General features: G+C 59.5%; 20 protein-coding genes and 1 riboswitch. Of the genes, 10 read left to right on the top strand and 10 right to left on the bottom strand.

Annotated elements, in window-relative coordinates; translation table 11 throughout:
* Positions 1–51: 51 nt before the first annotated feature.
* Genes J3P76_RS15215 through J3P76_RS15205 form a run of 3 tightly spaced genes read right to left on the bottom strand, consistent with a single transcriptional unit; the run spans position 52 to position 1,348 of the window.
* Positions 52–456, bottom strand: a complete 405-nt coding sequence (locus J3P76_RS15215) for a cobalamin biosynthesis protein (protein ID WP_434610841.1) — start codon at positions 454–456, stop codon at positions 52–54.
* Positions 453–1,148 carry a CbtA family protein gene (locus J3P76_RS15210; RefSeq protein WP_434650683.1) on the bottom strand — a complete coding sequence of 232 codons (696 nt, stop codon included), beginning with the start codon at positions 1,146–1,148 and terminating at the stop codon, positions 453–455. Before J3P76_RS15210 ends, J3P76_RS15215 begins: the two co-directional genes overlap by 4 nt.
* An 11-nt stretch (positions 1,149–1,159) precedes the next feature.
* Positions 1,160–1,348 carry a CbtB domain-containing protein gene (locus tag J3P76_RS15205; protein ID WP_434610845.1) on the bottom strand — a complete coding sequence of 63 codons (189 nt, stop codon included), beginning with the start codon at positions 1,346–1,348 and terminating at the stop codon, positions 1,160–1,162.
* Between the two features lie 96 nt (positions 1,349–1,444).
* A riboswitch (cobalamin riboswitch) is annotated at positions 1,445–1,665 on the bottom strand.
* A gap of 107 nt (positions 1,666–1,772) precedes the next feature.
* Between J3P76_RS15205 and J3P76_RS15200 the strand changes: the two genes are divergently transcribed.
* The 4 genes from J3P76_RS15200 (at position 1,773) to J3P76_RS15185 (ending at position 8,678) form a co-directional block, all read left to right on the top strand.
* Positions 1,773–2,984, top strand: a complete 1,212-nt coding sequence (locus tag J3P76_RS15200) for a pyridoxal phosphate-dependent aminotransferase (RefSeq protein WP_434628441.1) — start codon at positions 1,773–1,775, stop codon at positions 2,982–2,984.
* 120 nt (positions 2,985–3,104) lie between these two features.
* The gene (locus J3P76_RS15195) at positions 3,105–3,917 is read left to right on the top strand and encodes a hypothetical protein (protein ID WP_434610847.1); all 813 of its coding nucleotides are present in this window, start codon (positions 3,105–3,107) and stop codon (positions 3,915–3,917) included.
* A gap of 187 nt (positions 3,918–4,104) precedes the next feature.
* Complete coding sequence (locus J3P76_RS15190; protein WP_434610850.1) at positions 4,105–6,138, top strand: hypothetical protein; 2,034 nt, start codon at positions 4,105–4,107, stop codon at positions 6,136–6,138.
* 242 nt (positions 6,139–6,380) lie between these two features.
* Entirely contained in the window at positions 6,381–8,678 is a 2,298-nt protein-coding gene (locus J3P76_RS15185) for an autotransporter outer membrane beta-barrel domain-containing protein (protein WP_434700929.1), read from the top strand.
* A 76-nt stretch (positions 8,679–8,754) separates the two neighbouring features.
* On the opposite strand, the gene J3P76_RS15180 is transcribed toward J3P76_RS15185, so the two are convergent.
* Positions 8,755–9,195, bottom strand: coding sequence for a hypothetical protein (locus tag J3P76_RS15180; RefSeq protein ID WP_434700928.1), 441 nt, complete (start codon positions 9,193–9,195; stop codon positions 8,755–8,757).
* A 241-nt stretch (positions 9,196–9,436) separates the two neighbouring features.
* Here J3P76_RS15180 and J3P76_RS15175 point away from each other — a divergent pair, with 241 nt between their 5' ends.
* Together J3P76_RS15175 and J3P76_RS15170 are read left to right on the top strand one after the other, a co-directional pair.
* A complete protein-coding gene (locus tag J3P76_RS15175) occupies positions 9,437–10,138 on the top strand; it encodes a response regulator (RefSeq protein WP_434580680.1) in 702 nt (233 codons plus the stop codon).
* A 3-nt stretch (positions 10,139–10,141) separates the two neighbouring features.
* A complete protein-coding gene (locus tag J3P76_RS15170) occupies positions 10,142–11,443 on the top strand; it encodes an ATP-binding protein (RefSeq protein ID WP_434700927.1) in 1,302 nt (433 codons plus the stop codon).
* 56 nt (positions 11,444–11,499) lie between these two features.
* On the opposite strand, the gene J3P76_RS15165 is transcribed toward J3P76_RS15170, so the two are convergent.
* Together J3P76_RS15165 and pncA are read right to left on the bottom strand one after the other, a co-directional pair.
* Positions 11,500–12,141 (bottom strand): DUF1345 domain-containing protein, encoded by a 642-nt coding sequence (locus tag J3P76_RS15165; RefSeq protein ID WP_434610862.1) that lies wholly within the window; start codon positions 12,139–12,141, stop codon positions 11,500–11,502.
* Between the two features lie 38 nt (positions 12,142–12,179).
* Positions 12,180–12,836: a bifunctional nicotinamidase/pyrazinamidase gene (pncA, locus tag J3P76_RS15160; protein WP_434563519.1), complete on the bottom strand. Its 657-nt coding sequence runs from the start codon at positions 12,834–12,836 to the stop codon at positions 12,180–12,182.
* A gap of 279 nt (positions 12,837–13,115) precedes the next feature.
* Between pncA and J3P76_RS15155 the strand changes: the two genes are divergently transcribed.
* Complete coding sequence (locus J3P76_RS15155) at positions 13,116–15,194, top strand: putative bifunctional diguanylate cyclase/phosphodiesterase (RefSeq protein WP_434563521.1); 2,079 nt, start codon at positions 13,116–13,118, stop codon at positions 15,192–15,194.
* Between the two features lie 9 nt (positions 15,195–15,203).
* On the opposite strand, the gene J3P76_RS15150 is transcribed toward J3P76_RS15155, so the two are convergent.
* Positions 15,204–16,304, bottom strand: a complete 1,101-nt coding sequence (locus J3P76_RS15150) for a DNA alkylation repair protein (RefSeq protein ID WP_434563523.1) — start codon at positions 16,302–16,304, stop codon at positions 15,204–15,206.
* A 151-nt stretch (positions 16,305–16,455) separates the two neighbouring features.
* On the opposite strand from J3P76_RS15150, the gene J3P76_RS15145 reads away from it, so the two are divergent.
* Positions 16,456–16,764, top strand: coding sequence for an RcnB family protein (locus J3P76_RS15145; protein ID WP_434563525.1), 309 nt, complete (start codon positions 16,456–16,458; stop codon positions 16,762–16,764).
* On the opposite strand, the gene J3P76_RS15140 is transcribed toward J3P76_RS15145, so the two are convergent.
* Positions 16,761–17,084, bottom strand: coding sequence for a protealysin inhibitor emfourin (locus tag J3P76_RS15140; protein ID WP_420764479.1), 324 nt, complete (start codon positions 17,082–17,084; stop codon positions 16,761–16,763). The genes J3P76_RS15145 and J3P76_RS15140 overlap by 4 nt on opposite strands.
* Positions 17,081–18,145 (bottom strand): M4 family metallopeptidase, encoded by a 1,065-nt coding sequence (locus J3P76_RS15135; protein ID WP_434700926.1) that lies wholly within the window; start codon positions 18,143–18,145, stop codon positions 17,081–17,083. The genes J3P76_RS15140 and J3P76_RS15135 overlap by 4 nt, the downstream gene beginning before the upstream one ends.
* A gap of 139 nt (positions 18,146–18,284) precedes the next feature.
* Here J3P76_RS15135 and J3P76_RS15130 point away from each other — a divergent pair, with 139 nt between their 5' ends.
* Positions 18,285–18,626: an FKBP-type peptidyl-prolyl cis-trans isomerase gene (locus J3P76_RS15130; RefSeq protein ID WP_434610870.1), complete on the top strand. Its 342-nt coding sequence runs from the start codon at positions 18,285–18,287 to the stop codon at positions 18,624–18,626.
* An 11-nt stretch (positions 18,627–18,637) separates the two neighbouring features.
* Here J3P76_RS15130 and J3P76_RS15125 read toward each other — a convergent pair whose 3' ends face one another.
* A complete protein-coding gene (locus tag J3P76_RS15125) occupies positions 18,638–19,759 on the bottom strand; it encodes a cytochrome P450 (RefSeq protein WP_434610873.1) in 1,122 nt (373 codons plus the stop codon).
* Between the two features lie 81 nt (positions 19,760–19,840).
* Between J3P76_RS15125 and J3P76_RS15120 the strand changes: the two genes are divergently transcribed.
* Positions 19,841–20,596 (top strand): ArsR/SmtB family transcription factor, encoded by a 756-nt coding sequence (locus J3P76_RS15120; RefSeq protein WP_434610875.1) that lies wholly within the window; start codon positions 19,841–19,843, stop codon positions 20,594–20,596.
* Positions 20,597–20,761 lie beyond the last annotated feature (165 nt).

The raw sequence follows: 20,761 nt of genomic DNA, 5'->3' as shown, positions 1-20,761 counted from the left end.
ATGAGGGCGTGCATGAGCAATGCTCATGATTCGGCGAGCGATTATCGAGTGTTACAAAGCCATCGCCAATGCCAATGTCGCCTGCGGGCCTTTCTGGCGGGTAACTCGCAATCTTGCGGGCGAAACACCCAGTTGATCGGCCAGGGCGAGGGCGGCGCTTTCGGCGACGCCATGGCAACCCATATGCTCGAAAGCGATGGCTGAGCGATGGCTGAGCTGTGCTTGATAACCCGCCAGTTGTTCAGCGCTGAAACACGTCAGCGGCAGCGATAATTGCGCTGCCAACTCCAGCAGCCCCGGCTCGTCACGCTTGCGGTCAATGCTCGCCAATGCCCTTATTTCGTCGAGCGCGATACCGTGGGCCAGCAGCGCCTGCTCAAGCAATGCCCGCAACGTGCTGGCCGGGCAACCGCGCTGGCAGCCGAGGCCGACCACCAGGATCGGCCCGCCACTCATGCTTGGTCGTGAGCCTGTGCACCACGGCGGAACAGCCAGGCGCTGATCAGGCCCAAGGCCAGCCAAAACGCAACATTGGTCAATTGCGAAGCGAGCTTGAACTCACTTTCCAGCGCCTCGGGCGCGAGCATGGAATGCACGTCCGGCTGCGGGGCGCCAATGACGTGAGGAATCAGCAAGGTCGCAAGGCCCAACACTTTCAACAGCCAATGCCGACCGAACGCAATCAGGGCGATGCCCACCGCCGTGCACGCAGCGGTGCCGATCCACCACATCTGCCGTTGGGCCAGATCCGCCGCAGCAGTGCCCGGCAGTTCCGGGGGCAAGCCCAGCGTCGGCGCCAGGACGAAGGTGGCATGGCCGGCCAGGCCCCAGAGCAAACCCTGGGATGTGCGCGTCGGTTCACGCAAGGTGTACAGGCCCGCGAGCATCAGCGCAAAACCCACCGCGACCACCAGGTTGCCGCCGGTGGTGGAGAGCACGCGTTGCCAGCCGTCCTCCGGCTCCCAGGCTTGCGCGTCATGGCTGTGTGCAACCCCAGCGGCGTGTTCATGGACCTCGGCGGCCGGGGCCTTTTCGTAGGTCTCGGCTTGCTGGATCAGCGGCGATACCCAAAAACTTTGTAGAAGAGTCAGCAGCAGGGCGGCCAACAATCCACTGAAACCGGCGGTTTGCGCGATACGCTTGATCATGGTGTCGGCGCTCAATGGCACGGGAACGCGGCGCTGTGCCGTGTGTCGTGGGCTGCGTTGTGCACCGCTTCGATGTGGGAGAAACCGGCGAAATACACCAGGCCCGCGCCGAGAATCGAGGCAAGGACCGCGGCGCTCAAGCGCTGGCTCAGGGTGACGGTGCTACTGTTCGTGCGGGCGGTGCTGCTGATGGTCGACATGGCGCTTCCCTCTGGTGTCAGCGGGCGGACCGAGCGCAATGAAAACCCAGGCGAAGACTCGCCGGGATTCGAACAGCGCCCGCCCACCGCGGGTTTGTTGAAAAGAAGTCATGGGCCGGTCTCCGGGCTCACGAGGGGCAGGGCCTGAGCCTTGCCTGAAAGCGTCACCTTCCCATGCGCATGCACAGTGGTTTCGACGCTTCACTCGCTTACCGTTGCGGGGGCAGCACCGGACTGACGTGGCCTTGAAGTAAAGCACACGATTCACCGGTTTCCCGTTTCACCCTGTGAAGGGCACCCAAACTGGCGTACAGCAGACCATGGGCGAGGGCCGGGCGTCAATGCGCAAGGCCATCCAAACGGTGGCGCGCTTCGGGATTTGAGATAGGGTTGAGCTCAATACCGCAACTCACAAGGAAATGACATGCGCTTTTCAGCCCTGACCCAACGCATCACTGGCGACGGCGCTGCCGCCTGGGCCATTCATGACCGGGCACTGGCCATGCGCGAGGAGGGCAGGGACGTGCTGTTGCTCTCGGTGGGCGATCCGGATTTCGACACACCGCCCGCCATTGTCGAGGCCGCCGTCGCCAGCCTGCGTGCCGGCGATACCCACTATTCGGACACCAGCGGCTTGTACAGCCTGCGCGCCAGCATCGCCCGGCGGCACCAACAACGCTGCGGCCAACCAGTGGGCGCGGGCCACGTTACGGTGCTGCCCGGCGCGCAATGCGGCGTCTATGCCGTCGCGCAATGCCTGCTCGACCCTGGCGATGAAGTGATCGTCGCCGAACCGATGTACGTCACCTACGAAGCGGTATTCGGTGCCTGCGCAGCGAAAGTGGTGCCGGTGGCGGTGACGCCGGAGAACGGCTTCCGAGTCCAGCCGGCCGACGTCGCCCGGCTGATCACCCCGCGCACCCGTGCGATGCTGATCAACAGCCCCAACAACCCCTCCGGCGCCAGCCTGCCGCTGTGCACCTGGCAAGCCCTGGCGCAACTGTGCATCGAACACGATCTGTGGCTGATCAGCGATGAGGTCTACAGCGACCTGCTCTACGAAGGCGAGCACATCAGCCCGGCCGGCCTGCCGGGCATGGCCGAGCGCACCGTCACCATCAACAGCCTGTCCAAATCCCATGCCATGACCGGTTGGCGCATCGGCTGGGCCATTGGCCCCGAACCTCTCGCTGAACACCTTTCCAATCTGTCGCTGTGCATGCTGTTTGGTTTGCCGGATTTCGTCCAGTGCGGTGCCCTGGTTGCCCTTGAACGGGATCTGCCGGAAGTGGCGCAGATGCGCGCGGAGTATCGCCAACGTCGGGACTTGGTATGCGCGGCGCTTGAGGGCTGTCCAGGGCTCAAACCTGTACGACCCGATGGCGGCATGTTCGTAATGGTCGATGTGCGTGAGACGGGGCTGGATGCCCAAACGTTTGCCGAGCGGCTGCTGGACGGGTATGGCGTGTCGGTGTTGGCGGGGGAGGCGTTTGGGCCGAGTGCGGCGGGGCATATTCGGATTGGGTTAGTGATAGGTCGGATGGAACTGGCGAAGGCGTGCCAGCGAATTGCCCACTGTGCTGTGGAACAACTTAGAGAAGCCCAAGGCGTACCCGCCGAGACGCCGGCCCGATGAACGGTACGTTGACCTGTCAGATATGACAGTAGGCAAACATATATACCCGGCGCTTAATTGAATCGTGGACTTCGTTAGGCAATGTGCGCCCGCAGCGCACTTATCCGGAGCACGATACAAATGGCACAGCCGAACGGTCAAATCACAGCTGTACCTTTGCGCATAGATGGCGTGAGTGAACTGGACCCGGAAGGCCGTATTCCGTTAGAACAACTGACTAACGGAACGACCGGAAGAATAACGCGCTGGACCGATTTTCCGGGGCAGCCCGGAATATATACGGAGCTTACGGTTTATTGGAAGCAGCCAATAAATCCACCAACAGAAACGGTAATTTTTAACAACAGATACTATCAGGTAGATGATCGACCGGAGTTTACATTTCCAATAACGCCTCAAATGATGAGCGTCGACGGTACTGCCGAAATTCGCTATCTGTTAGAGCATAGTGTTAACGGAAATTTCGATCCTTCACCGATTCGCAAACTGACGATCGATCATACACCGGTGCTTGTACCAACCTTGGCGGAGCCGACCTTTCCGGACAGCAACTTATGGGGTTATCTCAATTGCACTTCGCCCGTGCCAATCTGGGAAAAGGTCAGGGTGGCGATAGCGCCTGAATCGATTTTCAATGGGCAGGACGAATGTGTTCTTGAGTGGCAGGGATTTAGCACTTTGAATGGCAGCCCTCCGGCACTGACGCCCATCTACGAGTTTCGCAAAACGATAAGTGACAGCGAAGCGGCCTATGGATTTGTCATGGAAATCCCTTTCGTACCCTATGTAAAGCCTATGGTGGATAGCGATTCCGGCATTGCTCAGTACACGATTTATCGAAATGGAATTCCTAAAGGTCGGTCGAAGAAAGGTTTGGTCAAGATCGATCGAGTCATTCCGGGCGAGACGGAGCCTTGTGGCGGATTTGTCTAAGATAGCAAAGGTGCATGAGGTATGAGGTAGACGGAACTTCGAGAGCGGTGCTTTCTTTTATAGTCTCGGCAGACGTTAAGGATTTGCGCTGCATTCGATTCGGTGGCGTGGTGACGATTGAATCTCTTTGAGATTTGAAGATGTCTCGTTCAGTTCAGTTCAGTTTATAGTTTATGGAGAAATAAAAATGACCAGTACAAGTACAAGTCCCAACGGTGAAGTATTAACGCTGAAGCAGATTGCTGAGCGCTCGCGGACAGCCTTACGCACGAAAAATTCTGACTCCGGCGTTCTGCTGAATCCCCCCGAAATTGTCGGACAGATCATAGACGACCTGATCCCCAAATCGGTGCTGGACACCCGGACGATGACGGTTCGATTCCATACCGGTGATATTGCAAGCCCGCATGACAGTGACGAATGGGAGTTGTATGAGCGGAAGGCGCCAGATACGGGGGACGGTACCATGGTCGCTGACGGCCAGTTTGGCCCTGTAACAGGTCGCCCGACGGAACTCAATATTCCGGTATCCACTATTGCGCTCGCGGATGATGACGCATCGAAAGCGTCAACGACTTACGAATATCAATTTGTCCACTACAAAGGCGCGGACGGCAACGCGGACATGTCGCCATGGTTCCCAGCAGAAATTGACCGGTATGCACCTGAGCATGACAAACCGTCGAATATGAGGCTGAAGCCGGAGGCCGCCATATTTGTAAATTTGGCTCCGGGTCAAGAAATTGATGATGATTGGCTCGCCAATAACAGCACGCTGGAGCTGGCCATCAATGTTAGCTATGACTTTCATCGTGATGACGATGTCATTCACGTCTATGCGGGGGACAGTTACGGTGTCGGGACGCCTGTACATACCCAAGATCTAACGTCATCTGGGGAGGTGTCGGTACCAACGGCAGCTATTCCGCAATTGGACGGGCAATATTACGTCTGGTACGTATTAGAAGATGTGGTTGGAAATATCAGCGAGGACGCGTTGGCGAGTGGCTACTATGTCCGTCGCCGGCCACGGCCTCAACTGCATGACTCTTATATTCCGAAAGGCATCTTGCCGGACGTTGTCGACTTGGAGGACCTGACCAGCCCAGTGTATGTAGAAGTACCCTATACCACTAATGGCCAAGACACGGACCGGATCATTCCGAAGATTATTAACGGTAACGGTAGTACAGAGTTTGCTTTAGGCAGTCAGCAGTTAGGCCAGGAGGCACCTAATAAAGTACTCCAATTTCCGGTGGCCACGAACAAGCTGCTTGCGCTTTGGGGAAGCTCTACCGCGCAAGCGGCTGTATTTACTGAATATCAATTTTCCCGAACAACAGAAAACCCAGTTCCATCCGTTCCAGCAGAGTCCGCTCTTGATTTTAGCTATCGTGGCCCCGAGAATCCGATTTTTCCCTCGTTGGAAAATCCGGATATGGTGAAGGTCACGGTGGTGGCCGTTGGTGGCTCTGGCACTCCAAACCATATAACGCCAGAGGATCGTGGAAAGGAGGCGACTATCAGCACGCCCCTCGTCGATGCAGCAAGCGCGTGGGTGCCGATTGGCGATGAGGTCGCCCGGTTGTGGTTCAACGGCGTGGAAGTGTATAGCGAAAACCTAACGGCCGGGACCTTGACACCATTGACCTTTAACATGTCAGCCGCTGACATCGATGGCGCCGGGGTTGGAAAGAAAATTGCCTATTGGACGATTGAGGAAGATGGCGGTCGGAATGTAATGCGATCGTACCCCACCGAGGTTCAGGTCGATGCGGTTCGGGTTGTACTGCCAGCTCCAACGGTTCGGTTGTTTAACGGTCTTGTTTCATGCCGATATTTGGACAGGAGCACATACGCGTTGCCCGTTACGGTCGACATAGATGCAACGCATATGCCTCCCGGCACGGTTGTTACGCTTAAATCCGTTGGAACCACCGATGCGTTGGGACTTGATGAAATCCCTGGCACGGACTATCTCGGAACTTACCAAATTACCGGAGCGGAGACGGGTGGGCAGTTTGTCAAGAATATCGAGCCCTACTTGACAAAGCTCAAACCTATCCAGCCGACACACGCTTCCGGCTTGCCTAATGGTTATATAAAAATTTGGTATGAGGTGGATATCGGTGGGGTGCTTACATCGTCGCTTGAGTTTCTAAACGAGGTTTCACTGCTGAATAACAGCTTTAATTATTGTGAAGGAACACCGACTCAATAGGTGGGGGCGGGAATCGGGGGATGCTACGTTGTCCCCCGACGTCGTCGCTATAACAGAGTGCAAAGAAAACTCCTGCTGTTTATTGGGATTTATCCTACATAAAATTGCGAAACTGAGGTGTAGATTATCGGCCGTCTGTGAGAGGGGATGCTCATAAAAATTAGCCTTGTCATTTTTATTCGAAATGACGAAACGCGGGTAGCGATATGCAATTGGTTAAATTCGACAGAGGATCACTTGGAATGTCAGGCCAGGTGGGTAGTTCGTTATTATTATGTTTATTGTTCCTGGCTGAGCCGTCGCTTGCCGGGACGTTAGTCGGCCAGGAGCAGACACTCACAAACGGTTCTCCGGTGGAAGCCTGGACGCTTGCGCAGACGTCAACGTTGAACGTCAATGGCGCAGACACGCTCGATATTTCGGCCTCTGAATCTACGTTGAATGCCAGCGGAGCTACCACTGGAAGGATTACAGGAAGTAATGGTTCTACCATCAACTTATCTGACACTACCGTCGCTGGTGGGAATGCGCCCTCTGCGTTGCGACTTGACAACAGTACCGCGACGATCAATGGCAGTACCATCACCGGGGATAGATTGGGATTATCAGCCGCGCGTGCCGTCACTTCGACAACCGGTTCAACGGTAACGGCAACCGACAGTACCATTACCGGCACCACAGGTGGCGCTCGTGCGTCGGCCTATAGCACCCTGACTTTTTCGAAATCGACCATTGAGGGCACAGGAGCAACGAGTTTTGGTCTTTCGCTGCTGGGCGCCTCGGCGTTTGCAAGCAACGGAACACGCATTATCGGCGGTCAGAATGGCGTCACGTTGGGGCTCGAAAGCGGTGTATCGGTTGGCAATCGCCTAGAGCTTGATCGTTCGAGCATCGAGGGGAAGAACGGTTCTGCCATTGTTGTGGATTACGCGGGTAGCTCGGCACCGGTCACACGGATTGACGTGCTCAACGGTTCGACGCTGACCGGGAGCAACGGAACGATCCTGGAAGTAAAGGGCGCCGCTGACGCAGCCATGAATGTAGGACTGAGCGACCTGACGGGTAATGTTCAAGTTGCCGACAACAGTGTCGCGGCGCTGACTTTTATTCAAGGCTCGTTGGTCGGTGATATAACAGCCGACACGGGCAGCACGGCGACAGTAGCGTTGCAGCAAGGCTCGCAATTGACCGGCGTCATGACTAATGTTGCGACGGTCGGTATTGATGCTCAATCGAGTTGGACCATGACGGGCAACAGTCAGGTCGGCGATTTGTCTTTAAACGGCGGTACGGTGAGATTCGGTGCCGATAATGCTTTTTATCAACTGAATGTAGAAAACCTGTCCGGTAACGGTCTGTTCATGATCGGCACCGATTTTGCGACAAACCAGACCGATGTACTCAATGTCACCGGGTCCGCCACCGGCAACCATCAGCTTATGATCGCCAGTAGCGGCATCGACCCCGCCAGTGGCCAACCGGTCCAGGTCGTAAATACTGCCAGTGGGGACGCGACCTTTACCCTGGCGAATGCCGGTGGTGAAGTCGATCTGGGCGCATTTACTTATGGATTGAAGCAAAGTGCCTCCGGTAACGATTGGTTCCTGGATCCTACGGCTCGTGGGGTCAGCCCTTCCACTCGGGCAGTCATGGCACTGTTCAATACCGCACCGACGGTGTGGTATGGCGAGCTGACCTCGTTGCGCAGTCGCATGGGGGAATTGCGCTTCAATCCACAGAAGTCCGGTGCCTGGATGCGGGCGTATGGCAATAAATACAACGTGTCGGATAGCTATGGGGCTGGATACCGGCAGGCCCAGCAAGGTTTCTCGCTCGGCGCCGATGCGCCTTTGCCAATGGGAGATGGGCAGTGGCTGGTGGGGGTAATGGCGGGTCACAGTACTTCAGACCTTGATTTGCATCGTGGAACTTCCGGTACGATCAAAAGCTACTACTTAGGTACTTACCTGACGTGGATGGATGAGGCCAGTGGTTATTACGTGGACAGCGTTCTCAAGCTCAACCGCTTCCAGAACGATGCCAAGGTTGGTATGAGCGATGGCAAGCGGGTCAAGGGTGATTACGACAACACCGGCTTGGGCGGTTCGGTAGAGATTGGACGCAATATCAAGCTTGACGATGGCTATTTTATCGAGCCCTTTACCCACTGGTCTGCGGTGGCGATAGGTGGCAAGGATTATCGACTGAACAACGGCCTGCGTGCTGAGGGCGACACTACTTACTCATTGCTCGGCAAGGCAGGTATGACAGCTGGGCGCGATATCCAGCTACGCAACGGAGCGATGGTGCAACCCTACGTTCGTGCGGCGTTGGTGCACGAATTTGCCAAGAATAACGAAGTCAAGGTCAACAACAACGTATTCAATAATGATCTTTCTGGATCCCGTGCCGAGTTAGGGGCCGGCGTGGCCATCAATTTGTCGCAACGCTGGCAAGTTCACGCGGAGGTGGAGTACATGAATGGTAAAGGTATTGAAATGCCAGTGGGGGGAACGGTAGGCCTGCAATTTAAATGGTAAGCCTGTGTTGGTCAGGACCTAGATTTTTATAGTTTGTAGAATGTGTAGCCCCGGCTTGACGCCGGGGCTATTTCTATTAACTAAGCTCTGTGTCATATGTCCCCGAGCATAGAAAGCGGCCCGTGCCGTCAGCTTTGTCCATGTTCACTTGAAAAGACCCTGAGAAATTTAAACTTGTGCGATTTAAATGGTAAGTGATCGTTCCTGACCTGGCTTTTTGTAGCGTCGGGTTTTGCGGATCCTCATAATTATTGAAATGCACAGTTGCATGTTGGTCGTGGTCCGTCACCGGTTCATTGGTTGCGTCTTTCCTATCTTTGGAGAACGTAATGGTGAACGTTCTGGGACGACCGTTTGCCCATTCGGTGGCAACCACCATCCATATATCGCCGCGGCCTGGCGTAACGGAGCTTTTAAGTTCGGTTACGGAGGCACGAAAGGGGGAGCCGTCCTCAAGAGTGGCGGTGAAGTCAACGTCCGTTGCACGTAAGGCAGATTTACTGGCTGCGCTGTTCATAGGTGAACTCCATAGGTTAATGAGAATACTCCAGTCGGCACGCTGTGCCATGCGTCTGGTTTCCTTATATAGAGCCCGTACTGCACTTTTGTATACTGTCAAGTATTACAGGTGTCCAGGCTGGGGTTTTGTGGTGGGGAACATGGTTGTGAAATTATGTAAGGGTTTTGCTCAGCGGCGGATGAGGGCGTATATCCTTCGCAGCTTGAGATTCTGAGCGCCTCGTACCTTTGGATACACCATGCCCAACATCCTCCTCGTCGAAGACGACGCCGCCCTCTGCGAACTCATCGCCAGCTACCTGGAACGCAACGGCTATCACGTCAGCGTGCTCAACCGTGGCGACCATGTGCGTGAGCGGGCGCGGGTCAATCCGCCGGACCTGGTGATCCTCGATCTGATGCTGCCGGGGCTGGACGGCTTGCAAGTCTGCCGCTTGCTGCGGGCCGATTCGGCGACTCTACCAATCCTGATGCTCACCGCCCGGGACGACAGCCACGACCAGGTGTTGGGCCTGGAGATGGGCGCCGACGACTATGTCACCAAACCCTGCGAGCCACGGGTGTTGCTCGCCCGAGTGCGGACGTTGTTGCGGCGCAGTAGCCTGACCGAGCCGCAGACGGTCAATGATCGCATCGTCATGGGCAACCTGTGCATCGACCTGTCCGAACGCACCGTGACCTGGCGCGGCCAAGCGGTCGAGCTGTCCAGCGGCGAATACAACCTGCTGGTGGTGCTGGCCCGGCATTCCGGCGAAGTACTGAGCCGCGACCAGATCCTGCAACGGCTGCGCGGCATTGAGTTCAACGGCACCGATCGTTCGGTGGATGTGGCCATTTCCAAGCTGCGGCGCAAGTTCGACGACAACGCCGGCGAGGCGCGCAAGATCAAGACCGTGTGGGGCAAGGGTTATCTGTTCAGCCGTTCCGAGTGGGAATGCTGATCGATGTGGAAGCTGCTGATTCGCCTTTATCTGGTCACCATCGTTTCCTACAGCGCGGCAATCTATTTGATGCCGGAACTGGTGATCCGCCTGTTCCACGAGCGTTTCCAGGCCTACAACCTCGACTATTCCCGTGGCCTGCAAACGTTGATGGTCAAGCAGTTCCGCGCCGTGCCCAGCGAGCAATGGCCGGCGCTGGCGGCGCAGATGGACAAGGAGTTCGAGCCGTTGCGCATCGAGTTGGCGACCACCGAGGACGCCGGTTTCACCGCAACCGAACAGGCGCGTCTCAAACGTGGCGAGAACGTGGTGCGCGTCGGTGACTGGGGCTGGCGAACCCTGGCGGCAGCGCCGCTGGACGAGCGCACGGCGGTGAAGATGATCGTGCCGCCCGACCCGGCGGATGTCAGTTGGCTGTATTGGAGCATCAACGTGCTGATCGGCGCGACGATGCTGGGCTGCCTGCTGCTCTGGTTGCGGCCGCACTGGCGCGATCTGGAGCGTCTGAAGCGCACCGCCGAGCGTTTCGGCAAGGGGCATTTGAGCGAGCGCACGCACATTGCGCCGCGCTCGAACATCGGCAGCCTGGCCCACGTATTCGACACCATGGCCGGTGACATCGAGAATCTGCTCAACCAGCAGAGGGACCTGCTAAACGCCGTGTCCCATGAACTGCGCACGCCCTTGACCCGGCTCGATTTTGGCCTCGCTCTGGCGTTGTCGGAGGAGATGCCGACGGCCAGTCGCGAGCGTCTGCAAGGGTTGGTGGCGCACATTCGCGAACTGGACGAGTTGGTGCTGGAACTGCTGTCCTACAGCCGCTTGCAAAATCCGGAGCGGTTGCCGGAGCGGGTCGAAGTGCCGCTGGACGAGTTCATCGACAGTATCCTGGGCAGCCTCGACGAAGACCTGGCCGCGCCGGAGGTGGTGATCGACGTGTTGCTGCACGGGGCGCTGGAGCGTTTTGTACTGGACCCGCGCCTGACCGCCCGCGCTTTGCAGAACCTGCTCCGCAATGCCATGCGCTATTGCGAGAAACGCATCCAGGTCGGCGTGCTGGTCAGCGAGCAAGGCTGTGAAATCTGGGTCGACGACGACGGCATCGGCATTCCCGACAGCGAGCGCGAGCGCGTCTTCGAGCCGTTCTACCGCCTGGACCGCAGTCGCGACCGGGCCACGGGCGGCTTCGGCCTCGGCCTGGCGATCAGCCGCCGTGCCCTGCAAGCCCAGGGCGGCACCCTGACCGTCGAGGCCTCGCCGCTAGGCGGGGCACGGTTCAAGTTATTGCTCCCCACACCTTCCTGATGGCTTCTGTGGCGAGGGAGCTTGCTCCCGCTGGGCCACGAAGTGGCCCCATACAGTCATCCAAACAACCCCGCCGCAATATTGATCGAAAACCCCAATATCGCCGTATTGAACACAAAACCGATCAACGACTGCGCCAACACGATCTTGCGCAACTGCCGCGTGGCAACCCCCACGTCCGAGGTCTGCACCGCCACGCCGATGGTGAACGAGAAGTACAGGAAATCCCAGTAATTGGGTGTGGCCAGGCCTTCGGCAAAACGCAGCGCCGGTTCCTTGCCGTTCCAGGTGTAATACAGCCGGGCGTAGTGAACGCTGAAGATCACTCCGATCAGCAACCATGAGCCGATCACGGTCAACGCGGTCGCGCCATAGTGCAGCCACTTGCCGGCCGTTTGCAGGTCGCGGCTGCCGGCCAGTTCAAAGGTGATGGTCGCCAGGCTGGCCAAGGCTGCGATGCAAACCATCAACAACACGAGCCCGGCGTTTTCGTCTTCCATTTCGGCGATGCGCTTCACGTCCGGTGCCTTGGCTCGCACCGTGAGCCAGAACATCAACAGCAGATAAGTCCAGACCCCGACGTTCCAGCCGATCAGGATCTTGCCGATGACCGAGTCAGCGGGAATCGACAAACCCGCGGCCAGGCCAATGATCGTGGCCCAGGAAAGGCGCGGGTGAGTGCGGGTGAGGCGGGGCATGGGAACTCACTGTGACAAGGGAATACGGGTAGTAACAGTCATCCGGCAAACGCCGGGCTGGCGATGTCGCTGGATTGAATCAGCCGCACGCCGGCCTCCTGCATGCGCCGCATGGCCGCGTCCATCGAACCGTCGATATCGATGCCCCGGCAAGCGTCCAGAACGACGATCGCGTTGAAGCCAGCCATTCGTGCGTCCAGCGCCGAGTACATCACGCAGAAGTCCAGGGCCAATCCGACCATGTACACCGTGTCGATGCCGCGTTCCTTGAAGTAGCCGGTCAGGCCGGTCGGGGTCTGGCGGTCGGCTTCCATGAAGGCCGAGTAACTGTCGATGGCCGGGTTGCACCCCTTGCGAATGACCAATTGGGCATGAGGCAAGTCGAGGTCAGGGTGCAGCGCGGCGCCCGGGGTATCCTGGACACAGTGATCGGGCCAGAGCTTTTGTTCGCCGTAGGGGAGCTGGATGAGGTCGAAGGGTTGCTTGTCTTCATGGCTGGAGGCGAACGAGGCGTGCCCGGCGGGGTGCCAGTCCTGGGCGCAGACGACGTTCAGGAACGAACGGCCGAGTCGGTTGACCAGCGGCACGATTTCGTCGCCACCCGGCACGGCCAGTTGGCCGCCAGGGATGAAGTCGTTCTGGATGTCAATCACGAGTAAAGCGGTGGTTGTGGCTTTGGTATCCGCTAGGGTCATGCCGGCTGCTCCTGGGGGGAACTGAAGAGCTTAGCCGAATCGGTTCCGGCTCAGGTGGTTGTTTGTGCCGGGCACCGCATCGCGAGCAAGCTTGATTCCACATGGGCCGGTGGACGACGCCCTGCGGATAAGGGCCGCTACAGGGGAGCCCAGTGTCTTTCGTCGCAAATATTTTTTGTATGATGGCTTTTTGATGCACTTCTGTAGCGACTGTGTAGAATCGCCAACTTTCAACCGGGCATGGAAGCAGTACGGCCTTAAGGTCACGAGAAAAAACCCATGCTCATCGGCAGCTATTCACCCGCTCTCGTTTCGTTTTCCCTGTTTGTTGCAATCCTGGCGTCCTACACCGCGCTGGATCTGGCCGGGCGTATCGCCACCGCTCAGGGGCGCGCCGTTCACTTCTGGATGGCCGGTGGTGCGTTGGCGATGGGGGTGGGCATCTGGTCCATGCATTTCATCGGCATGCTCGCTTTCACCTTGCCGGTAGAGCTCGGCTACGATTTGGCGATCACTGCGCTGTCTTTGCTGATTGCCGTCCTTTCCAGCGGCTTTGCGCTGTGGTTGGTCAGCCAGCCACAACTGCGCGCCTGGCATTTGGCGTTCGGCGCGTTGGTGATGGGTACCGGCATCAGTGCCATGCATTACACCGGCATGGCCGCGTTGCGGATGCAACCGGGCATCGATTACGACCCGACGCTGTTCGGGGCTTCGTTGTTGATTGCCGTCGTAGCGTGTGCGGCGGCGTTATGGATCGCCTTTCATCTTCGCCAGAATACGCCTCACGTACGCCTGGCTCGTGCCGGCGCCGCCGTGGTGATGGGCGTCGCCATTGTCGGCATGCACTACACCGGCATGGCCGCGGCGCAGTTCCGCGAAGGCAGTTTCTGCGGGGCCCTGGATGGCTTGAGCGGCAAGGGGCTGGACAATGTGGTGCTGATTACCACCCTGGCAATCCTGGCGATTACCTTGCTGACTTCCATCCTCGACGCGCGCCTTGAAGCGCGTACGGCGGAGTTGGCCAGGTCGCTGACCCAGGCCAACCGGGAGCTGACTCAACTGGCCTTGCACGACCCCCTGACCGGACTGCCCAACCGTGTTTTGCTGGCCGATCGCATTGGCCAAGCCATGCACCGCGTGCAGGAACAGGGCGGGTGTTTCGCCTTGATGTTCATTGACCTGGATGGCTTCAAACCGGTGAACGACGCGTTTGGCCATCACATGGGCGACCTGTTGCTGCGGGACGTGGCCCTGCGCCTGCGCGAGGATCTGCGCAACCAGGACACCCTCGCACGGATCGGTGGCGACGAGTTCGTCCTGCTGGTGCAACTGGCCGAGCCGGACGACGCCCTGCGCCTGGCCGCTCGGCAGGTTGCATTGATCGGCGGCACGTTCCGGGTCGCCGACCATGACCTGCAGATCTCCGCCAGTGTCGGCATCTCGCTTTATCCGGGCAACGGCCAGAGCGCCGATGAACTGTTGATGAACGCGGACGCGGCGATGTATCACGCCAAGGGCGCCGGCAAGAACGGCTACAGCTTCTTCGACGCCTCGATGAACAGCAACGCCCGCAAGCAATTGCAACTGCTGCAAGACTTGCGCATCGCCGTCGAGCAGCGGCAGTTCAGCCTGCATTACCAGCCCAAGTTCGACGCCGCGAAGGGCCGTCCGGTAGGTGCCGAAGCGCTGCTGCGCTGGACTCATCCAACCCAGGGCCTGCTGATGCCCGACACCTTCATCGACCTGGCGGAGAAGACCGGGTTGATCATTCCGATCGGCGAATGGGTGCTCAACGAAGCCTGCCGGCAGATGCGCGAATGGTACGTGCTGGGCTACACCGACTGGCGCATCGCGGTGAATCTCTCGGCCTTGCAGTTCTGCCATGCGGGCCTGGTGCAGAGCGTGGCCAAGGCGCTGGAAACTCATCATTTGCCGGCCAACAGCCTGACGCTGGAAATCACCGAGACCACTGCCATGAGCGACGCGGACGCGAGCATGACGGTGCTGCAACAGCTGTCGGACATGGGCGTGGACCTGTCCATCGACGACTTCGGCACCGGCTATTCGAGCCTGATGTACCTCAAGCGCCTGCCGGCCAACGAGTTGAAGATCGATCGCGGTTTCGTGCGCGACCTGGAGCACGACAGCGATGACGCGGCCATCGTCTCGGCCATCGTCGCCCTCGGCCAGGCCCTGGGGCTGCGGATCGTCGCCGAAGGGGTGGAGACCGATGTACAACAGGACTTCCTGACGCAGTTGGGCTGCGATTCACTGCAAGGTTATCTGCTGGGGCATCCGCAACCGGCCGAGCATTTCCTCAAGAACATCCGCCAATTCCCGCGCGTGGCGATCGCCTGAGGCGATTGCTCAGGGGACGATGTCGAACGCGGTGCTGCCCAGCCGCTCGCCATTGATCAGCACATGTACCGCATGCCGGCCCTCATAGTGTCGGCGCGTGGTCAGCTCGCGGATGTGCTGGGAGCGGCTGAGGTTGGCGCACGCCAGGGCGGGCAGGTCGAAGGTCCTGAGTTTAAACACCTTGGCCGACGTACCGCCCGAGGCTTTTACGTAATCGATCGCATAATCGATCACCAAGCGTTGGTTCTCGGGACAAGTCGATTGCACCTTGAACGACAACGTGACCTGCTCGCCCAGGCGAATCACCGCCGGCAGCACTTGCAGATCCGAGACCTCGACCTGCGCCTTACCTCCCGCTCCGATGACCGCCAGCGCCCGGGGGTTACCTTGCTTGATCAAGCTGCGCAGGGCATGCCGGGCGATCCAGGCGGTGTGGCGCTCCTGGAGCGGCCAGCCTTCGATGCGGTCAAGGACCCAGTCGGGATGCTGCTTGGTCACATCGTTCAGGTGGTTGGCGACGGATTTGCGCACGTACAGGCTGTCGTCGGCCTTGAGCGCATCGAGGATGGCGGCGGCGAGTTCCGGGTTGGCCTGGATCGGCTCCAGATGGAATGACCAGGGCAGGCGCGGGCGGCTGCCTTCGCTGGCGAGGCGGCGCACGTGCTCGTTGGCGTCCAGTGCCCATTCATGCATCACTTCTAAAGTACCCGCCAGGTCATCGCGCAGGAAATGCCGCACGGCGAATTCCGCGGAGCCGAACCGGGTGAAATACTTGAGCGCGTCCATGGACGCCTCGAAGGCATGCCGACCGTACGACGCCACGTAGTGCGGCAGGAACATGCTCACGAACATGCTGTTCAACCGCGGCGCCAGGGCACGCAGTACTTCCAGCGATGATTCGTAATCCAGCGGCAAGACCGTATGCAGACACTCGCTGACCCGCGCCATGCGCTGCATCACCGACAACTGCGCCAGCCCATCGTTGGTCATGTCCAGGAACGCCTTGGCATCGAACGCCGGGTACACCGCGCGCATTTCGGTGGCGATGTGTTCCAGGCGGGCGTTGTTGAAGATTTCCTTGAGGGCTGGGGAAGAGGTGGTGGTGCTCATGTTGGGTCCGTCCGGCGGGTGTTGGGCCAAGGCTCGCCACTATGCCATAGCCGGCACATGGGAATGGGGCCTTCAGAAGCAACAGTAAAAGGAATGATTCGCCGTCGCCGAAGTCCCAGATTCAGTACCTTGAATTAATTGGAGTTCTTCTATGCGCAAACCCACCCTCATCGCCAGCCTCGTCTTGATCGCCGGCCTCGGAGCCTTTGGGCCTGTCGCGCAAGCCGTCGAGAAAACCGGAGACGCCCTGGAGCATTCGCCAAGCAATGGCCGCCGGCTGGTGGAAAACGACCGGGTCCCGGCGGACTACCAGCGCTCGGACAGGGCCATGAAAGACTGGAAGCAGAAAAAGCTCGAGCAGCCGACAGAAGAGCAGCAATGGGTGCATATCGACGACAAGTACCTGCTGATCGAAACCGTGTCCGGCGCAATCGTCAAGATCGTCCCGGCGACACGCTAAAGCACTTCGCCTTTATCCCACAGATGAACCAACTCGCCAGGTGCCCGGTCCTCGGGCACTTGCAGCACCATTTCGTCGTCCTGGTCGTTGGCCCGGTAACGCACCTCGATCTGGAAATAACGCTGGTCGCCCCGGCCAGGGGTGGAAGAGGTGAGCGGCAGGCACCCCTCCAGCACCGAGCAGATGCGCGTGCGTTGGTCGATGTCGCATTGGGCGAACTCGATTTCCCGGGGCCGGGTCAGGGCATGGATGGCTGCCACGCCGCCCTGGCGCGACAGCTTTACGACCGCTTTGTCATCAAGGTCTGGCAGGGTTTTCATCCGTTCTCCTCGTTCAGGTCGACACCCACCTGTGCCCAGCCGTCCTGGACGGCTTTGACTTCCCGTTCGCCGAAACGCTGGCGGGCGTGCTCAATGGTCAGGCGAGCAAACGCGCTAAAGGACGCGTCGTTGGCCAGTTGCCTGTCGCACAAGGTGTCATACCAGATTTTCCCGGCCTTTTCCCAGGCGAATCCGCCCAGCGCGGTCGCCACCAGATAAAAGGCCCGGTTGGGAATGCCGGAGTTGATGTGCACGCCGCCGTTGTCCTCGCGGGTGATGACGAACTCGCGCATGTGCGCCGGCTGGGGATCCTTGCCCAGCAGCGGGTCATCGTAAGCGGTGCCGGGGTTGGACATGCTGCGCAAACCATCACCGTTGATCCTGTCGGTGAGCAGGTCCGCGCCGATCAACCAGTCGGCCTGCTCGGCGGTCTGGCCCAATACGAATTGCTTGACCAGTACCCCGAACACATCGGAAATCGATTCGTTCAATGCGCCGGACTGGTTGGCATAGATCAAGCCCGCTTCGCTTTCGGTGACGCCGTGGGCCAACTCGTGCGCCACGACGTCGAGGGAGCGGGTGAAGCGCTGGAAGATCTCGCCATCGCCGTCGCCGAACACCATCTGCGCGCCGTTCCAAAAGGCGTTTTCGTAGTCCTGGCCGTAATGCACGCTGCCGACCAGGGCAAACCCCTTGTTATCGATGGAGTCACGCTCCAGCACCCTCCAGAAAAAGTCATAGGTCGCGCCGAGGGCGTCGTACGCTTCGTCAACCGCAGGGTCGCCACTGGGCGATTGCCCCTCCAGGCGCATCGGTTGGCCCGGCAGCTCCATACCGTTCTGGGCATCGTGGATGCTGCGCGTTGGTTGGCCGGCCTTGCCGGGCTTGGGCAGCTTGGCGGACGCGGGTGGGTTGCTGGGAGGGCCTGGGTTGTGGCGCAGGTTCTTGACATGAGTCAGGGTGCCGAGGGCGCTGGAACGCTGCTGCTCGGAGCCATGGGCGATAATGCGGTTGAGGATGTAAGGCGGAATGAAGCCGTGGAGCGGGCGTGAGTCGATCATCAGAAAATCCTTATCTGAAATGCAGGGTCGATACCCATGTGAACCGAAGTGGCCGTTGCGGTTCCCTTTGCCGCAAAAGGTTGCCTGTCGCGCAGATATCTGCGAAAACCCCGCGCCTGGATCACACGGGAATAACGCCATGAATGACGAGTTGCAAATCATCGACTTAAAAGAGGGCGACGGCAAAAGCGTAGTCAAAGGCGCGCTGATTACCACCCAATATCGCGGCACCCTCGAAGACGGTACAGAGTTCGATTCATCCCACAGTCGCGGCAAACCCTTCCAATGCGTGATCGGCACTGGCCGGGTCATCAAGGGCTGGGATATCGGATTGATGGGCATGAAGGTCGGCGGCAAGCGCAAACTCTGGGTACCGGCGCACCTGGCCTACGGTGAACGGTCCGTGGGCGCCCACATCAAGCCCAACGCCAATCTCAGCTTTGAAATCGAGTTGCTGGAAGTCCTGACGCGGGACGATTGAGACGCCTTCGTTCATGACCGGTCGCTGAACAGCGGGATCCGTCCGTTGGTCGAGGGGCGGTAGTGCCAGGCCAGTTGATCCAGGCACGGCGTGCGTTCCAGGATTGCCTCCAGGGATGCGCGGGCGATGTCCATCGCCAGGGCCTGGCCTGGACATTCGTGGCGGCCGCTGCCGAAGCTGAAACTGCGCCGATTCGGGCGATCCAACAGCAGGGTATCCGGCTCCGGGTTGAGCTGCGGGTCGCGGTTGGCCGCGGCTAGCAGCACCAGGACTGCGTCTCCCTGGGACAGCGCAGCGCCAAGGATTTCGCAGGGCGCGGCGATGAAGCGTCGGGTGTTCTGCACGGCTGGGTCGAAACGTTGGACTTCGGCCAACAATGAGTTGATCAGCGTAGAGTCGTCCCGGAGCACTTGATGTAGCGCGGGATCACGGATCAACGCCAACAATGCGTTACCGATCAGGCCTGCGGTGGCCTCATGGGTTTGCGAAAGCAAGCCGATCAGGTTGGCGGTCCGGCTGTCTGGGTCGGCGTCTTCGAAGCCCTGGCAGATGCCGTTCAATAACTGACTGTCTCGCGCGATGATCCGCTCCTGGAAAAGCCTTGCCAGTTGCTCGCTGGCCCGGTGGGCGGCCTCCAGTTGTGGAGCTTGGCTCAGGGGCGACAGGCAGGCGACGAAATCACCCGTCAGCTCGCTGATCAGGTGACTGTCCGTCGGATTGAAACCCAGCAATTGCGCCACCACGCTGACCGGGCCGCTGAACTGCGCCTGGCGCACGCCTTCGGCGCCATGCCTGAGCAAGCGCGCCTTCACCAGCGCCTCGACCTGGCGGGGATCGATGTCCTGCAACCTCGGCGCGATGGCCGCCCTCGGGCAGCGTTGTCGTTCACCTTCGTTCATCCGCATCAGGCGCCCGAACACTCGGCCGGCAGGCCCCTCGGCAATCGCCTTCGGCACCGGCTCGTGGGCGGGGCGCACGTGGCAGTCGGGATGATGCAAGACCGCGCACACCGCTTCGGCGCTGCTAGCGACCCAGATATTCAAGTGTGGGTCGAAGTCCAGCCCGCCGTTGGCGCGAAGGGTCGAATAATATGGGTAGGGATCGGCGTGTGTCGCGGCGGTGATCGGGTCCATGATGGTTGCCTCGTTCGTGCAGGGGAGAGTGCTGCTACTATCTCCAGTCGACGCATGGCTTGATTCGTCCGGGAGCGAAATATGAACGCAGAGCAACACGATGTGGGCGTGTCCCAGGTGGCCTCGGCCATTGCCGAACCGGCCCGCACCCGAATGCTCTGCGCCTTGATGGACGGCCACGCTCGGACCAGCACGGAGCTGGCAAGCATCGCTGACGTCAGTGCGTCCACCGCCAGCGCCCACCTGGCGAAGCTCAAGGAATCGGCGCTGGTGCGCTTGCATGTGCAGGGCCGTCATCGTTATTACAGCCTCGCCGACAAACGCGTGGCCACTGCCCTCGAGGCGTTGATGGTGATTGGCCGGGACGCCGCGCCGACCTTCACCCCACGTACGCCGGATCGCCTGCAGTATGCTCGCACCTGCTACGACCATATGGCGGGCACCCTAGCGGTGCGGCTGCATGACCGCTTGCTCGAAGCCGGATGGCTGGTCGAGGTGGACGGCCAAGGGTATCGGCTGAGTGAAACGGGTGAGGCGCTGTTCGAAGGTTTGGGTATCGATGTGCAGGCATTGACGGCCCAACGGCGCCGCTTCGCCTGCCCATGCCTGGACTGGAGCATGCGCCGGCCGCACCTGGGCGGCGCCTTGGGGGCGGCGTTGCTGCAACTGGCGATCAAGCGCAAATGGCTGGTCCAGGACCTGGACAGCCGGGCGCTGGGGTTGACGGCCAGCGGTCGCAAGGAAATGGCAGGGCGGTTTGGGATCGATGCGGAATTCGATGCCATATCGACTGGCGCCATCGCGAGCAGGCTCGCTCCCACAGTGGACTTGCGTTGAACTCAACACTCAAGACCACCCGAGATTTCCTGTGGGAGCGAGCCTGCTCGCGATGGCGGCGTCTCATTCAATCCTTTTGCAAGCTGACCCACCGCCATCGCGAGCAGGCTCGCTCCCACAGTGGATTTGCGCTGAACACAACACTCAAGACCACCCGAGATCAAC

It is taken from the genome of Pseudomonas sp. D1-36, from assembly GCF_051132205.1.
In the GTDB taxonomy this organism is placed as follows: domain Bacteria; phylum Pseudomonadota; class Gammaproteobacteria; order Pseudomonadales; family Pseudomonadaceae; genus Aquipseudomonas.
This window is presented reverse-complemented; position numbering and strand designations above follow the sequence as displayed.

What these genes read in the sequence shown, in the direction of transcription:
- J3P76_RS15200 (WP_434628441.1), top strand. Translation starts at nt 1,773, where the DNA reads ATGCGCTTTTCAGCCCTGACCCAACGCATCACTGGCGACGGCGCTGCC.
- J3P76_RS15145 (WP_434563525.1), top strand. Translation starts at nt 16,456, where the DNA reads ATGCGCAAACCCACCCTCATCGCCAGCCTCGTCTTGATCGCCGGCCTC.
- J3P76_RS15130 (WP_434610870.1), top strand. Translation starts at nt 18,285, where the DNA reads ATGAATGACGAGTTGCAAATCATCGACTTAAAAGAGGGCGACGGCAAA.
- J3P76_RS15165 (WP_434610862.1), bottom strand. Translation starts at nt 12,141, where the DNA reads ATGCCCCGCCTCACCCGCACTCACCCGCGCCTTTCCTGGGCCACGATC.
- J3P76_RS15140 (WP_420764479.1), bottom strand. Translation starts at nt 17,084, where the DNA reads ATGAAAACCCTGCCAGACCTTGATGACAAAGCGGTCGTAAAGCTGTCG.
- J3P76_RS15170 (WP_434700927.1), top strand. Translation starts at nt 10,142, where the DNA reads ATGTGGAAGCTGCTGATTCGCCTTTATCTGGTCACCATCGTTTCCTAC.
- J3P76_RS15125 (WP_434610873.1), bottom strand. Translation starts at nt 19,759, where the DNA reads ATGGACCCGATCACCGCCGCGACACACGCCGATCCCTACCCATATTAT.
- J3P76_RS15155 (WP_434563521.1), top strand. Translation starts at nt 13,116, where the DNA reads ATGCTCATCGGCAGCTATTCACCCGCTCTCGTTTCGTTTTCCCTGTTT.
- J3P76_RS15210 (WP_434650683.1), bottom strand. Translation starts at nt 1,148, where the DNA reads ATGATCAAGCGTATCGCGCAAACCGCCGGTTTCAGTGGATTGTTGGCC.
- J3P76_RS15195 (WP_434610847.1), top strand. Translation starts at nt 3,105, where the DNA reads ATGGCACAGCCGAACGGTCAAATCACAGCTGTACCTTTGCGCATAGAT.
- J3P76_RS15190 (WP_434610850.1), top strand. Translation starts at nt 4,105, where the DNA reads ATGACCAGTACAAGTACAAGTCCCAACGGTGAAGTATTAACGCTGAAG.
- J3P76_RS15185 (WP_434700929.1), top strand. Translation starts at nt 6,381, where the DNA reads ATGTCAGGCCAGGTGGGTAGTTCGTTATTATTATGTTTATTGTTCCTG.
- J3P76_RS15205 (WP_434610845.1), bottom strand. Translation starts at nt 1,348, where the DNA reads ATGTCGACCATCAGCAGCACCGCCCGCACGAACAGTAGCACCGTCACC.
- J3P76_RS15180 (WP_434700928.1), bottom strand. Translation starts at nt 9,195, where the DNA reads ATGAACAGCGCAGCCAGTAAATCTGCCTTACGTGCAACGGACGTTGAC.
- pncA (WP_434563519.1), bottom strand. Translation starts at nt 12,836, where the DNA reads ATGACCCTAGCGGATACCAAAGCCACAACCACCGCTTTACTCGTGATT.
- J3P76_RS15135 (WP_434700926.1), bottom strand. Translation starts at nt 18,145, where the DNA reads ATGATCGACTCACGCCCGCTCCACGGCTTCATTCCGCCTTACATCCTC.
- J3P76_RS15150 (WP_434563523.1), bottom strand. Translation starts at nt 16,304, where the DNA reads ATGAGCACCACCACCTCTTCCCCAGCCCTCAAGGAAATCTTCAACAAC.
- J3P76_RS15215 (WP_434610841.1), bottom strand. Translation starts at nt 456, where the DNA reads ATGAGTGGCGGGCCGATCCTGGTGGTCGGCCTCGGCTGCCAGCGCGGT.
- J3P76_RS15175 (WP_434580680.1), top strand. Translation starts at nt 9,437, where the DNA reads ATGCCCAACATCCTCCTCGTCGAAGACGACGCCGCCCTCTGCGAACTC.
- J3P76_RS15120 (WP_434610875.1), top strand. Translation starts at nt 19,841, where the DNA reads ATGAACGCAGAGCAACACGATGTGGGCGTGTCCCAGGTGGCCTCGGCC.